Source organism: Acetobacter indonesiensis, from assembly GCF_000963945.1.
GTDB classification, from domain to species: domain Bacteria; phylum Pseudomonadota; class Alphaproteobacteria; order Acetobacterales; family Acetobacteraceae; genus Acetobacter; species Acetobacter indonesiensis.
In genome coordinates, this window is sequence record NZ_BAMW01000006.1 from 177,547 (window position 1) to 191,719 (window position 14,173).

The 14,173-nt window shown below is 56.6% G+C and carries 14 protein-coding genes; 7 read left to right on the forward strand and 7 right to left on the reverse strand.

The genetic code is table 11. The features are described from left to right. Positions 1 to 28 precede the first annotated feature (28 nt). Together Abin_RS02045 and Abin_RS02050 are read right to left on the reverse strand one after the other, a co-directional pair. Positions 29 to 1,723 (reverse strand): alginate export family protein, encoded by a 1,695-nt coding sequence (locus tag Abin_RS02045; protein ID WP_255319249.1) that lies wholly within the window; start codon positions 1,721 to 1,723, stop codon positions 29 to 31. A gap of 599 nt (positions 1,724 to 2,322) precedes the next feature. After that, on the reverse strand, positions 2,323 to 2,847 hold the full coding sequence (locus Abin_RS02050; protein WP_052948145.1) for a hypothetical protein: 525 nt from the start codon (positions 2,845 to 2,847) through the stop codon (positions 2,323 to 2,325). A gap of 301 nt (positions 2,848 to 3,148) precedes the next feature. On the opposite strand from Abin_RS02050, the gene Abin_RS02055 reads away from it, so the two are divergent. Then, on the forward strand, positions 3,149 to 3,382 hold the full coding sequence (locus tag Abin_RS02055) for a DUF3126 family protein (RefSeq protein WP_048844676.1): 234 nt from the start codon (positions 3,149 to 3,151) through the stop codon (positions 3,380 to 3,382). Between the two features lie 145 nt (positions 3,383 to 3,527). On the opposite strand, the gene Abin_RS02060 is transcribed toward Abin_RS02055, so the two are convergent. Then, entirely contained in the window at positions 3,528 to 4,142 is a 615-nt protein-coding gene (locus Abin_RS02060) for a DUF2939 domain-containing protein (RefSeq protein ID WP_048844677.1), read from the reverse strand. 181 nt (positions 4,143 to 4,323) lie between these two features. On the opposite strand from Abin_RS02060, the gene Abin_RS02065 reads away from it, so the two are divergent. The 6 genes from Abin_RS02065 to Abin_RS02090 all read left to right on the forward strand — a co-directional run bounded on the left by Abin_RS02065 (position 4,324) and on the right by Abin_RS02090 (position 10,101). Beyond that, entirely contained in the window at positions 4,324 to 5,100 is a 777-nt protein-coding gene (locus Abin_RS02065) for a HesA/MoeB/ThiF family protein (protein ID WP_048844678.1), read from the forward strand. Next, positions 5,097 to 5,594, forward strand: coding sequence for a DsrE family protein (locus Abin_RS02070; RefSeq protein ID WP_048844679.1), 498 nt, complete (start codon positions 5,097 to 5,099; stop codon positions 5,592 to 5,594). Before Abin_RS02065 ends, Abin_RS02070 begins: the two co-directional genes overlap by 4 nt. Positions 5,595 to 5,682: 88 nt before the next feature. Beyond that, the gene (locus tag Abin_RS02075) at positions 5,683 to 6,681 is read left to right on the forward strand and encodes an SH3 domain-containing protein (RefSeq protein WP_048844680.1); all 999 of its coding nucleotides are present in this window, start codon (positions 5,683 to 5,685) and stop codon (positions 6,679 to 6,681) included. Between the two features lie 35 nt (positions 6,682 to 6,716). Next, the gene (gene pyk / locus Abin_RS02080) at positions 6,717 to 8,153 is read left to right on the forward strand and encodes a pyruvate kinase (protein WP_048844681.1); all 1,437 of its coding nucleotides are present in this window, start codon (positions 6,717 to 6,719) and stop codon (positions 8,151 to 8,153) included. 131 nt (positions 8,154 to 8,284) lie between these two features. Further along, positions 8,285 to 9,490, forward strand: a complete 1,206-nt coding sequence (locus tag Abin_RS02085) for an SMP-30/gluconolactonase/LRE family protein (RefSeq protein WP_048844682.1) — start codon at positions 8,285 to 8,287, stop codon at positions 9,488 to 9,490. A gap of 167 nt (positions 9,491 to 9,657) precedes the next feature. Next, the gene (locus tag Abin_RS02090; RefSeq protein ID WP_048844683.1) at positions 9,658 to 10,101 is read left to right on the forward strand and encodes a hypothetical protein; all 444 of its coding nucleotides are present in this window, start codon (positions 9,658 to 9,660) and stop codon (positions 10,099 to 10,101) included. A gap of 134 nt (positions 10,102 to 10,235) precedes the next feature. On the opposite strand, the gene Abin_RS02095 is transcribed toward Abin_RS02090, so the two are convergent. The 4 genes from Abin_RS02095 to Abin_RS16140 all read right to left on the reverse strand — a co-directional run bounded on the left by Abin_RS02095 (position 10,236) and on the right by Abin_RS16140 (position 14,047). After that, positions 10,236 to 11,402, reverse strand: a complete 1,167-nt coding sequence (locus tag Abin_RS02095; RefSeq protein ID WP_255319237.1) for an MFS transporter — start codon at positions 11,400 to 11,402, stop codon at positions 10,236 to 10,238. A 74-nt stretch (positions 11,403 to 11,476) separates the two neighbouring features. Continuing rightward, complete coding sequence (locus Abin_RS02100; RefSeq protein WP_048844685.1) at positions 11,477 to 11,713, reverse strand: DUF6587 family protein; 237 nt, start codon at positions 11,711 to 11,713, stop codon at positions 11,477 to 11,479. A 13-nt stretch (positions 11,714 to 11,726) separates the two neighbouring features. After that, on the reverse strand, positions 11,727 to 13,565 hold the full coding sequence (feoB, locus tag Abin_RS02105) for a ferrous iron transport protein B (RefSeq protein WP_048844686.1): 1,839 nt from the start codon (positions 13,563 to 13,565) through the stop codon (positions 11,727 to 11,729). Further along, complete coding sequence (locus tag Abin_RS16140; RefSeq protein ID WP_371862203.1) at positions 13,562 to 14,047, reverse strand: FeoA family protein; 486 nt, start codon at positions 14,045 to 14,047, stop codon at positions 13,562 to 13,564. Before Abin_RS16140 ends, feoB begins: the two co-directional genes overlap by 4 nt. Between the last annotated feature and the right edge of the window lie 126 nt (positions 14,048 to 14,173).

The following is a 14,173-nucleotide window of genomic DNA, read 5'->3' on the forward strand; positions in this document are numbered from 1 at the left end:
CTTTTTTAATGCAGGCTGCCGTAGCGTTTCAGAACGTCAATTCAAGGTTGCTTTGCACATAGGCCCCTGAGGATGCACCAGACTTAATCATAGCCTTGGAGGCAAAAATGTATTCTCCGTCAATACTGAGCGTGACGTGGCGTGTGGCACGCCAGGTGAAGCTGGCCTGTGGCATGGTGGCAGTGTAACCGCCCTGTGGCCTGAATTTATAGAAGGCCGTCGGGTTGGCATAAATGGCGTCATTCACACTGTTACGCCAGATGACGGGAACCTTCATCAGCAGGGTGGTATTGGGGGTTGGGGCGATGGTTGCGATAGGACCAACGTCAATAATATTCGAGTTGCCGATATAGGTGCTCATATCCAGATAGTAGGCAGAGGGCACGAAGGGTGACAGGAAATTGCCCCAGCTACCGGTCTGGCTTTTGTTCATATTACCGCCGGAAATGTCATCAGCCTGAATACCGATGGCTGGACGTCCCCACCATTTGGCAAAACGCCATGAAACCTGTGCGTTGAAAGAGTAGGCGGATACAGGGCGCGTAGGGCCATTTTTTGCGGGACGGAATTCACCGCCCTGCCACATGCCACCCAGTGAAAATTCAAGTGGTCCTGTATTGCCCCAGATACGCATTCCGGGCGTGTCACGATGTGTGGACCCCGCGATAGAGCCTGTACCCGTCAGGCTTGGGATCGGGTTGCTGGCCAGAATGTAACCCAGATAGAAGGTATCAACAAAAACCTGACTGTTGCGGCCCATGAATGTGAAATTGGGCACAGCATACGACGTATAAGCCCCAAACAGGCGTGTGCGCCAACCTACCTGGTCATGGAACGCGGTTGTCGGGGCGTTGTTGGTCAGCGTCAGATCGAAAGCGTCAATACGGAAGCGTTTCCAGAAAGCGTAGCCTCGGAAACCGTTCCATGAATAAGGAACAGTCGGATACACGCTGCCTGCCGTAACGTAAGGGGGAGCGTCAAGGAAGGTCATACGCCCGACCATGCCGCCCACCGTTGCACCAAGCACATGTCCACGTACTTCAAGGAAAGCCTGCTGGGCGTCCAGTTTGCTGCGCCATCTGCCGCCAGCGTAGCCGTAGTAATTTATACCACCAGCCTGAGCGCTCATCAGCTCGCCATATAGACGGACATGTTCGCCCAGATGCAAATCTGCCCCTGCATTCCAGCGTAGGTTAGACCGGTATGACGGGTCTTTTTTGGTGGCCCCAAAACCAGCGCGCTGATCATAGAAGCCGTGATGACGGAAGTTGCCGCTCAATGTCAGGTAAATAGACCCGCTATTATTGAACGGAATATATTTCAGTGGGTCAGCCCAGTCGATGCGGTTACGTTTGTCGCGCAGGTTAGACCAGTCTTCTGCCCAGCGGGACACCGCATAGTAACCTACGGTACCAAAACCAGCAGCAGCCCCCGTGTTGGCGTTGAAAATACCCCACGGCCCCTGATGCAGCAGAGCAGCAGGAAGCGGCTTTAGTTCCAGAGACTGTGGCTGACCATAGGCTTCCGGACGGCTGCTGAGTGGTGGCAGCATCATGTTATCCCAGAAGCCCGGCTGTTTCATGGGTTCCGGGTGGGCGGGAGCCGCACCATGCGGATCAACCAGAACAGATGCGGCCTTGGGATGATTAACAGGGGCGCTGGGGTGTTGGATAACCGACGTATTAGGCGACGTTTCAGCCCGCGCTGCGCCTGCGCAAAGCATGAGCGCCAGCACACTGAATGAGCCAAGCGCCAGAGGCGTGAGTGCGGATGAGAAATATCCCTGAGCATTACGGCAGGAAATGGATGTACGGGTATTTTCCATGGTTCGTAGCTTTGAACAGTCATGTTTGGGAAAGAGAGTTTTCCGTCCGGATTTCTGGGGCCGGTGCCGGAGACTGTCTGCTGTCTGAAAAACCTGAAGGCAGGTTCAGACGGAGGCGAAGGAAAACCTTGGCCTGACGGGTGTAAGTCGGGCGACGCCGCAGACAGAGTGGGCTCTGGCTGACAGAAATGCAGAGGTAACTGACTGAACAACAGGCTCGGTCTTGGCAGAAATACGGTGCATCAGATCAGGGACCTTGGTTGGTGGCATAGTTAGGTAAAAAATCACCGGCTATGCTCTGTGGTTTTTTCTGGTCTGCACCATGCGTATGTCTATCTTGCCGAAATGTCATCTCGCTTTTGCGTGTAGAAAAAAAATTTTAAAATACGATTTAACGGGAACTGCGTCATTCACGCACATGACGGAATGTCGCAGAAAACTGCGACACACAGGGATTTCCTCATTTTTGTTGTAACAATGGAAGCCGTATAGAAATTTTAGGGTGCGTTTTGGCCAGTTAGAGCCTTCAGACAGGTGTCTGCACGCACGGAAAGGTGAATATCGTGCAGGGCCGTGACGGCATTTCTGGCCCGTATCTGCCAGGAGCGTGACATGCCCTTGGCTGAGCATACAGCCTGCGTTGTAAAATAAGAGCCTTTGTTCTGCGATGTAGAAGCCAGAACAACGGCAGGATAAAGCGGCAACGCATGGCGCATGGCCTGCTGAAGCGAACGGGCTGTGGTTGCATCTGCCAATGGCATCAACGCAGGCACGACACGGGCCGTATCTGGCTGCCCGCTAGCAACAGCCAGACGCACTTCTGACCATTTGTGGGTTTTGTTCAGTGTCTCTGCTGTCTGACGGGCACCATCTGTCTCAATCATATGCAGCAGATGGGAAGACGGAGATTCGGCAGCCTCATGCGGGACGGCTTCCAGCGGTTGGTCACGCAGCGTTAGGGAAAAGGCTCCCCCAGCACCGGCCAGAAGAAGAAAGAGGGCCGAAAGACGAGCAAGGCGCATGGGGTCGGTCTCCTTTCTGGTAAAACGCTGTGATGTGCGGTTATGAACCACACAAAGCGTGGTTCGGTGCTTTTACGAGGTTGGAGTAACGCTGGCGTTATACTATCCGGCAGAAAATGGCGCGCAGAAGGCAATCACACGGAAAGGTTGCGGCGGAGCCAATAGGTAGCCTATAGCGGGCGCGATTGGTCAGGGAACAGGACAGTCCGCCCGGGTGAAAAACACAGGGGTGGGCGTTTGCCAGATGCAGCCTGCGTTCTGGCTCTGATAGTAAAACCATACCCCCGAGGATTGAGTCCCCATGAGCGGAAGCACCCCTTCTCCTTCTGAAATTACCCGCCTGCAGACAGCGCTGCGTCGCCTGCTTGGTTCTGCTGGCCTGACGGTCAACCCGCCCCCGCGTGCTGGCATGTCTGTCGAACTGGCTGTGAATGGTGAAGTGATCGGCACGATTCACCGTGACGATGATGAAGGCGAGGTTTCCTACGCCATCAATATGGTGCTGCTGGAAGAAGATCTGCCCGCAGAAAAATAAGGTCTATAACTGCTGCCAGCAGAGATAGGCCTAAAATGAAAAAGGCTGTCCGGCTAAGTGCTGGGCAGCCTTTTTTCTTGAAGACGGTAGATGAAAGTCTAAATCGCTCAACAGCGAAAGCGTGCTGTGAGCTATTTGAGCAGCGTCAGGCGTTAGAGGGGCTGACCGAGGCTGTAAGTGTTGGCTGACGTTGGGTCGGGAAGGTCACTTTCGTCACTTTCCAGCGCCAACCCTGAATGCGCATTTCAATTTTCAGCGGTGTTTCGGCTTCATGCCCCGGGAGAGGTAGGTCAGCTTCAAATTGATCAATCCGGGCAAATCGGAACGACGCCTTGCTAATCAGGGAGGAAAAAGAGGGCGCAGGCTGATGGGCGGGCAAGGTTACAGGCATGGCTTCATCAACCAGCGTGCCAAGATTTGCCTGCGTCACGTTGACATCAACAGCGTTAGACACGGCAGTGCTAGCAAAGGACGTACCAAATTCTGGCAAATCCTCCGCTGCGGGCTGTAACAGATGCATGCCGGACAAAGCCTGCTGCTTGATGGACGCATCAAGCGACCCCCAGTTAATGACACTCCCAAGCGTGGTCATATCATGAGACTGAAGTGAGGCCCCAACTGTCCAGAGCGTTACAAAAGGGGAGGCAAGATAGAGGCCAAAAGCAAGGGCTGATGCTCCAACACACACTTTCCGCGCGGTCTGGCGCGGGGGCAGACTGGCTGGCCGGGCAAAGCGTCCGGGTGTGGGAAGGGCAATCATATTATGCAATCCTCGTATGCTCGAATGGTAATTTACTCATAGCAGACGCATGGCACCCATGCATAGTTTCATGACCAATTTGTCATATTTATTTCAAGATATGACAGTGCGCTGCCGAGTGCTTAAAACGCAGGCAAAATCGGGCGTTTTGGCTCGGCTCTTGCCGAAAAGGATATGACACATGGCGCTAGAGTTCACTGAAGACGAAATTCAACGCTATTCCCGCCACATCCTGTTGCCTGAAGTAGGGGGAACCGGGCAGGCGAAACTACGAGCTTCTTCCGTGCTGATTATTGGTGCAGGGGGGCTGGGTGCGCCAGTTGCGCTGTATCTGGCTGCTGCCGGGGTCGGGCGGATCGGGCTTGTTGATGATGATGTCGTCGAACTTTCCAACCTTCAGCGACAGATTGTGCATGTCACTGATGCTGTAGGAGCGTTGAAAGTTGACTCCGCCCGCACACGGCTGGAAGCACTGAATCCCGAAGTAACCATCGAAACATGGCCCATGCGCTTGGGAGCCGAAACCGTCGATAATCTGGTGCAACGCTATGATCTGGTGTGTGACGGCTGCGATAATTTCAGCACACGCTATCTGGTGAATGCCGCGTGTGTCAGGGCGGGAAAGCCACTGGTTTCTGCTGCTGTTCAGCGGTTTGAGGGACAGCTTTCAACCTTCAAGCCCGCAGAAGGCGGACCTTGTTATCATTGTCTCTACCCCGAAACCGATGGTGTGGCGGACGGACTGAGTTGTGGTGAGGCCGGTGTCTTTGGTGCTGTTACCGGCGTGATGGGGACCTTACAGGCCACGGAAGCCCTGAAAGAATTGCTCGACATCGGAACGTCACTGGCCGGGCGATTGCTGATGTGGGATGCTCTGGCCACGCGTTTCACCACCATCGCGCTGCGACGGGACCCGACTTGTTCCGTCTGTGGTGCCCAGCAGGACCTATCCGCATGAGCACATCTTCTACCGGTTCTCACACGCCGCCACGCACGTCACATCATCAGGCGTCTATTGGCCCTTTATCGGGTGTGTCAGGTCTCTCAGCGGCTGCGGCACATGCAGAAGGTGGGCCGTATGACCTTGCGATTATGATGGTTGAGGCAGGGTATGAACGGGTTCATGCTGCCCTGATGCTGGCAGTGACAGCCAGTGCCCTTGGGCAGCAGGTGTTGCTGTTTGGCATGGGGGCCGGGGTTACGGCTTTTTGTGAGAAATGGGACGGGTTGGAGCAACCGGAACGTGATGTTGGGCGGCAGGAAGCTGGCGTGGCAGGGGTAGAGACCCTTCGTACCGCTTTGACGGAGATGGAGGACGTGACCCTGATGGTCTGCGACTCCGGTTTGAAAGCCATGCGCGTTGCGGAAGATGCGCTGTTACCGGGTGTGGCCGTAGTCGGCCTGCCAACATTTCTGGAGAGTTCGGCTGAAGCGCGTCTGGCTGTTTTCTAAGGAAGCACATGGGTTTATGGTGGCGGGCAACTGGCTGATATCTGCAAACCTCTTGCCGTGACAGCCCTCTCTTGGCAGGGATGCAGCCATGATGTTCAGATTGCCTTCAACCTTCCGGTTTCAGTTGTTGTCCTGCGTTGCAGGCTGCGTGTTTGTCCTGTCTGGTGCCATGGCGGCGGATAAGAAGTCCGATGCGCATAAACACCACGCTCATTCTGGTGCCGCGACCCACGACGTAGCAGCCAAGAAAAAGGCTGCTACCAAAAAAGCGGCAAAGGACAGCGCAAGCCAGAAAGAAGCGTCAGGCAAGCATGCCCATCATGATGCCAAGACGCATGATGCAAAAGGTAAAGCACATCATGCCGCAGCCACACATGGGGCTGCACACCATATAGACAAACATAAAGCGGCAACTGCGGCCGCGGGGACCGCTGCCGGGGCAGCCGCCGCCGGTGCTGCGGCTGCTGCACCAACAGATGCGGCTGCTGCCCCCGCAGCAACGCCGCCCGAACCACCGAAAGGCACGGTGACGGGTCTGCCCTTGCCGCGCTATGCGTCCCTGCGGGCTGATGAAGTAAACATGCGGGCTGGGCCGGGCCGTCGGTTCCCCATCCTGTGGGTGTACCATCGTCGTGGCATGCCGATGCGCATTGAACGCGAATTTGATGTGTGGCGTCTGGTGGAGGACCCGACCGGCCAGAAAGGGTGGGTGCAGCAGGCCACAATTTCTGGCGGGCGTGACTTCCTGATACCGGGGGAACCACCGGGTGATGAAACCCCGATCCCGGAGAAAACAGACAAAAACGGCGTTAAAATTCCGCCGTCCGGGCATATGGATACCCGCGTGCTTGGGACGGTCGCGACAGCAGCTGATGCCAAAAACGTTGTGGGTGCAGTGCCGCTTTATGCCAGCGCCAGCACGGACGCGGCTGTTGTCGCTATTCTGAAACCGGGTACAGTCGGGTCAGTTAAGGAATGTGCGGCCGGGTCTGACTGGTGCAAGGTGTCAGTCAAACAATATAACGGCTGGATTTCCCGTCGTGCGATCTGGGGTGTGGACGCGGAGGAAGCGATCTCCCCCTCCTGAAGACCGGCGGCGGGCTGAAAGGAACAGAACAGATCATGCCAACAACTCACGCGTTACACTGCCGAACCAAGATTGTGGCAACGCTCGGCCCGGTATCATCCGATTACGAGACAATCCGTGATCTGGCTCTGGCAGGGGCCGATGTGTTTCGATTCAATTTTTCCCACGGCACGCATGAAGACCATGCTGCACGTCATGCCATTGTACGCCGCGTAGAGGCCGAACTGGGTGAACCGATTGGTATTCTGGCAGATATGCAGGGGCCAAAGCTGCGGGTTGGCCCGTTTGCAGATGGCAAGGTGACGTTGAAGCCGGGAGCATCCTTCCGGTTTGATCTGTCAGAAGAACCGGGAGATGAAACCCGCGTTCGTCTGCCGCACCCTGAAATTATCAGTGTCGCAAAGCCGGGCAGCCGTCTGTTGATGGATGACGGCAAGCTGGCGGTTGTGGTTGAAAAAGTGGGGCCAGACTGGCTTGAAACGCGTGTTGAAGTGGGTGGCGTTCTCTCCAACCATAAGGGGGTTAATGTCCCTGACGTAACGCTGCCCATTCCCGCCCTGACGGCCAAGGACCGGCGAGATCTCGATTTCGCACTGGGTCTGGGGGTTGATTATGTGGCCCTTTCCTTCGTGCAGCGCCCGGAAGATGTCAGCGAAGCCCGCAGCCTGATTGGAGAACGCGCCAATCTGTTGGTGAAGCTGGAAAAACCGCAGGCGATGGATAATCTGGCGGCCATTCTGGAACTGACAGATGCCGTTATGGTGGCGCGTGGGGATCTAGGGGTCGAATTACCGCCAGAAAACGTGCCACTGGCCCAGAAGCGGATTATCCGCATGGCGCGCAAGCTGGGCAAACCGGTGGTGGTGGCCACCCAGATGTTGGAAAGCATGATTTCAGCCCCAACCCCAACCCGCGCCGAGGCATCAGACGTAGCCACAGCGGTGTTTGATGGGGCGGATGCCGTCATGCTGTCTGCTGAATCAGCTGCCGGGCAATACCCGCGCGAAGCTGTGCAGATTATGAATCGGATTATCTGGCGCATTGAGCAGGACCCGGAATGGCAGGCCTCCATGGCCATTGCTCGCCTTGCCCCTGAAGACTACGTGGCAGATGCGATTGCCAGCGCTGCCCAGCAGGTGGCTGACACCATTAAGGCCGCTGCCATTGTTGCCTACACGCATCGTGGGGCGACAGCCTTCCGCATTGCACGCGAACGCCCGCTTTGCCCGGTTCTGGGTGTCACCCCCACCCATGAGGCCGCACGCCGTATGGCGTTGGTCTGGGGTGTCCGGGCTTTTGTGAGCGACGAGCGCAAGAAAGTCACCAGCGTGGAAGAAATGGTTGAAACCGCGCAGGACGTTGTGGCGCATGCCAAAGTAGGCAGCGCAGGCAATTCGATTGTCATTGCAGCGGGTGTGCCCTTTGGTGTTGCGGGATCAACCAACTTGTTGCGTGTGGCAAAAATTCCCTAAACCAACCCCAACCTGTGCCGCGCTTCATGCCTTATTGTCTGGGGCGCGGTGCGGAACTGTCGGGTGACACAGGCTGCATGGCACGGTATTTCCCCGCCAGAATGAGATGGCAGAAGGCAGGAGACGAACGGATGAAGCCAGCCCCCGGATATATGCCGCGCCGCAGACTATTGCAGGGGCTGGGTGGGCTTTCTGTGGGGTTAGCCGTAACGGGCGCGGCCCCCGCGCCTGATGTGGCAGAAACCGTGCGGCCACCAGATGTTACGACAAATCCGCCACGCCAATGGGGGCCTGGCGCGCCGCCATCTTTCACGCCTGACCCGGATGTGCTGATTATTGATCGGTCTTTTCGGGACCTGTTGTTCAGTGCGGCCACAGTGCACCGTGTCTGGGACAAAGGAACGTGGCTGGAAGGCCCAGCTTGGTCTGCTGAAGGCCGGTATCTGCTATTCAGCGATACAGTAACTAGCCGCCAATATCGCTATTTGTGGGAAACGGGAGAAATCACGGTTTTTCGCCCGGAATCCTACCACTCGAACGGCAACACCTTTGATTATCAGGGTCGGCAACTCTCCTGCGAACATTTTCTGCGTCGGGTTATCCGGTGGGAACATGACGGATCGGTGCATGTTGTGGCTGATCGGTATGAAGGCCGTCCGCTGAATTCCCCGAACGATGTTGTGGTGCACCCCGATGGCAGCATCTGGTTTACAGACCCCGGCTACGGGGCCAGCTTTACTGAAGGCCATGCAGATGAACCGGGCGGTGAAGGTAATCCGGATGGCAAGATCCGCTGGCGCATTGGTGAGGAACTGATTGGAGAGATTGGCGGCAACAAGCGTCAGGCTGACCATACGTTCCGTGTAGACCCGTCAGGCCGGATTGAGGCGGTGCTGACGCAGGCTCAGCTTCCCAACCCGAACGGGCTGTGTTTTTCGCCTGACCATAAAAAACTTTATGCAATTTCGTCAGGGCGTCAGGTGGGTGCCAACGGGCATGAGGGCGATCAGGCCATTCATGTGTTTGATGTGCAGAAAGACACCACTCTGGCTAACCCCCGACTGTTGACCAATATGCGCTTTCAAGGCGTGCAGATGGGGCCAGACGGGATGAAGGCCGACATCTACGGTAATCTGTGGTGCGGTGCAGGCGGCCCGTTGGGGCTGTGTGGGGTGTTTGTCTTTAACCCAGAAGGGCATCTGATAGGCCGTATCCGTCTGCCGCACGGTGTCTCAAACCTCGCTTTTGGTGGCCCAAAACGGAACTGGCTGTTCATGTGCGCAGGCGAATCCCTTTACAGGCTACAGGTCAACACGCAGGGCGCAGGCCCGGCGTAAGGCGATATTAACCAGAACAGGTTTCTGCTGTTGTTTTCAGAATAGCTCTGGCCTGTCGATGCTGAATGCGACGCCCGTAGTCTGGTTATGCTCATGCAGACGTGCGTTGCTGATGCCGAAATAGTCTGTCTAGCCTGCATCAGCATAACCGCAGCGCGGAGGGTGGTATGATACGGCAGATAGTGTGTGGTGGCGTAGCTGTTCTGGCCTTGGCTGGATGCACCACAAACCGCACCATGATTGTGCAAGGTAATAATCCACACAGTGCCAATGGCACTCATTTTGTTGTCGAATACAGTGCCAAAGCTGATGCACCGAACGAGTTGAATAACTGGGTTGATCTGAACCCTGATTGCTCTGTCAGGGGGTTCTATCGCATCAGCCTGCTTTCAGGCCCGACGCATGGAAAGGCCAGCGTGCAGCAGGCGCAGGTTTATCCGCGCTACCCCAAAGGATCACAGGTTTATGCCTGCAACATGCACCCGGCAGATGGGGTGAAGCTGGTTTACCAACCGGCCAAAGGGTATCGCGGGTTGGATGTGATCAAACTTCAGGTCAGCACACCACAAGGCCGATTCTGGACAAGTAACTGGTATATTCAGGTTCAGTAATGCTCGGGGTAAGCGTTAGCGAAACCACGATAGACGGCCTGAAGCGGCTCTGTCTCCTCGTGCTCGCAGCTGCATCTGGATCACACGTCGTAAGGGTGACTCCAAAAGTGGGGAGCTACCAAAGAACGCATGTCTTAAGCACTTTTTTTCAGAAAAAAGGGCAGAAGCGTAAACAGACCACACGCTAGTGAGACGAAGTAGGGCAGGCCGTGGGGGGTTAAATCTATGGCTGTGCCTGCCGCTTCTGGCCCAATGAAAGCCCCAACCCCCCATGCCAGAGAAGTCGCGGCGTAGATAGAAACCAGATTTCCGCCTGAAAAACGACTGCCCACCACGGACATGGCGAGGGTGTACATGGCGGCAAACAGGCCGTCCCACACAAACAGCAGGGCATAGGCCCACGGTTGATGGGTAATCCCCCATGGCCAGAGCAAAGCCCCCAGACAGGATGCTGTGCCCAGACCAATCATGACATGGCGGCGGTTCATCCGGTCCCCCAGCCAGCCAAGCGGAAATTGCAGAGTAATGGCACCTAGCAGCATGACGGACAGCAGTAGGGTGGCCGCTTGCTCGCTCCAGCCGTTGCGGAGGGCATAGAGGGTCAGGAAGGACGACCCTGCGGCTTCCAGCATGGCCATAAGAAGCGTGATACCGATTGCGATGGGGGCCAGCATGATGTAACGCCACAGGCCAGAATGTGTTGCGCGTTCCAGCTTTGGTGCATGCATCCAGGGCATACAGACCAGAAAAAGCGCTGCCAGAACAAGGCTGGCACTCAGGACGTAAGGAACAAAGCCTTGCCGCCCGGCAACCGCAAGAATAAGCGGGCCAAGCGCAAACCCCAGTGACAGCATGGCGCTATAAAGCCCCATGGTGCGCGTACGGGTACGGTCATCAGTAATCTGATTCAGCCAGCTTTCAGACAGAATAAGCAGGATTTCGGTTGCTGCACCCAATGCAAGCCGTAGCGGAAACCAGAACCATATGGACGGCACAAGCGGTAAAAGCAGCAGGACAGCGGTGATGACCGCAAGCGCCAATGCCAAAGGGCGGCGCGGGCCGAAATGGGCTGCAATCCGTGGCAGAAAAGGGGCTATGCCTAGCACGCCTATGGCATGCATCATGGCATTTGCGGCAATGAACTGTGCCCCATACCCGCGCGCCACCAGTTCCAATGTGAAAAGCGGAGCGCTTAGGCCATAGGTCAGGCCAAAAATCATCCCGACAGCCATAAGGGTGCCAACAGGCAGAAAACGCATTGGCGTGGAAGTATGCGTAGGGGATGAGGCGGAAGCTTGCATGAGGTAAGTCTTACCCTTCAAGCAACCAGTCGGCTAGGCAGCGGCAAGATAACCGCAGGCGTCAAGCCAGAAGCCTAATGGCAGCCCCCGCCTTTTGAGTCACACCCTTTGCATCCCCCGCAACCGGTGCTGGCACCGTTGGGCGTGGCCAGTCGCTCGGCCTTGCTGCGCAGCCCCGTAAATGTGCTGGTCTTGCGCAACAGACCCGCAAGGGTTCGCCAGAACGGAATCATGGCTGTGGGGGCCAGTTTCTGAAGCCAGTAGCCGCCGCATAAAACGACAATCAGGCTAACAACGATAATCTGTGTCACAGGAGTCCTCCTGTTATCCGCCGATTAGTCGGGTGATATGATACGCAAGAAAAGATGCCGCATAAGCCATGCCGAACAGGTAAGCTGCCGTCACCCAGACCAGACGCCATGACCCGGTTTCACGCCGGATGACTGCCAGTGTGGAAAAGCACTGCGGTGCATACACATACCATGCCAGCAAAGAGAACGCCGTTGCAAGGCTCCATTGAGCAGACAGCAGCGGTGCAAGCTGGGATGCGGCATCCGTTTCCGATGCACCAACAGAATAGACTGTCGCCAACGCGCTGACAGCAACTTCCCGTGCGGCCAGACCGGGAATAAGGGCAACACAGATCTGCCAGTTAAAGCCAATAGGCTGAAAGAATGGCAGCATCAGATGCCCGATACGCCCGGCAAGACTGTAATCAATGGCAGGGCCGACAGCCCCTACAGGTGGGGCCGGGAAGCTGGAAAGTGCCCACAACAGCACACTCAGCGTAACAATAATGGTCCCAACGCGTGAGAGGAAAATACGCGCCCGCTGCCACAACTCAATAGCCAGACTATGAAGGCCCGGCAGGCGATAGTTGGGGAGTTCAAGCAAAAGCGGGTGTTCATCCGTGTCATGCCGTTTCAGCACGCGGGCAACAATCAAGGCGCTGAGAATGGCGGCCCCATAGAGTGCAAACAGCACCAGTCCCTGCACATTGAAAATGCCCCCCAGTCTGCGGGCTGGCACAAAAGCCCCAATTAGCAGGGCATATACCGGCAACCGCGCAGAGCACGTCATGAGCGGGGCGATCAAGATAGTCACCATCCGGTCGCGCGGGTTCTGGATGGTGCGGGTGGACATAATGCCGGGCACCGCACAGGCAAAGCTGGACAGAAGCGGAATAAAGGACCGGCCGCTTAACCCGGCAGACGCCATCAGTTTATCCAGCATGAACGCAGCGCGCGGCAGATAGCCGGATTCTTCCAGTGCCAGAATCCATAAAAACAGAATGAGAATCTGGGGCAGAAACACAATCACCGTCCCTGCACCGGCAATAATGCCATCAACCACAAGACTGCGAAGCGCGCCTTCTGGCAGAAGGGCTCCGATCAGATCTCCCAGACTTTTCATCCCGTTGTCCAGCAGGTCCATAAACGGCTGCGCCCAGGAGAAAACGGCCTGAAACATAATGAACAGCAGCACAAACAGAATGAGCATGCCCCACACCGGGTGCAGCACCCAGCGGTCCATTTTTTCTTCAAACGCCTGCTGTCGTTCCGATGTGCGTGCAACACACAGCCCCATAAGACGCCGAACCTCAGCGTGCAGATCCGTGCCATCGGGTAACGGGGTTGGTGGCGGAGGAGGAGGCGCATCAAGCGCGGCGAGAATATTCTGCGCTCCGCCACGTTTTACCCCCACGGCAGAGACAACAGGCACGCCGAGTTCGGCCTGAAGCCGGGGCAGATCAATGCTCAAACCCTGCTTGCTGATGGCGTCAATCATATTGAGCACCACTATCATGGGGCGGCCAAGCTGACGCAGTTCGAGCATAAACCGCAGATGCAGGCGCAAATTGGTGGCGGCCACCACGCTGACAATCAGGTCAGGCGCGGGTTCGCCTTTATAGACACCGCGGCATACATCGCGTGTTACGGCTTCATCGGGGCTGGTGGCTGCCAGACTATAGGTGCCCGGCAGGTCAAGCACCTGCACGCGCCGGCCCGCTGGGGTGATCAGGCGACCAGCTTTGCGCTCAACCGTAACGCCCGCGTAGTTGGCGACTTTCTGGCGGCTGCCGGTCAGTTGATTGAAAAGGGCGGTTTTGCCGCAGTTGGGGTTGCCAACCAGCGCAATGCGCAGCGGGGAAAGGTCAGTCATACAAGGGGCTCGGCCACGGAGGGCTGGTGTAAGGACGCAGGCTGTGATGCACAAGGCGATACATCAGCGTCAACCAGCGTGTGTTCATGGGGGTGAGCAGGGCAGGCTGCGTGGGGGAGGACCGGGACTTCGGCCTGAAGAACAATGCGCTGCGCTTCAGACTGGCGCAGGGCAAAGCGCGTAAAGCCGATTTCAACTGCCATCGGGTCGCCCCCCAGCGGACCGAAGGCAATGACTTTCACAGGTTCACCCGGCACAAAACCAAGCTCACCCAACCGTTGCGCGATGGCATCGGTTGGGGAAAGGGCTTCAACGTGATCAATCACACCCGCAGTGCGAAGGGGAAGCTGGTTCAGGCGCACGGTTCGGATCATCCTGCTCAGACAGACGAGAGACACTCTATATTGAGAATGATCCTTAATTCCAAGCTGATCGGGTGTCCAATGTGCAGGGCTTGAAGCAGGCATGGCGGGGTGTGTCATCACACTGTCATGTCTGGTTGTAGGTGCCTTGTGAGGATTTTACGTGCAATTCTGCGCGCTGGCGCTTATCAACGGGGCCAGCACTCTTTATACCGCAACGCAACCGCCCCGTTTCTTTGAACAGTG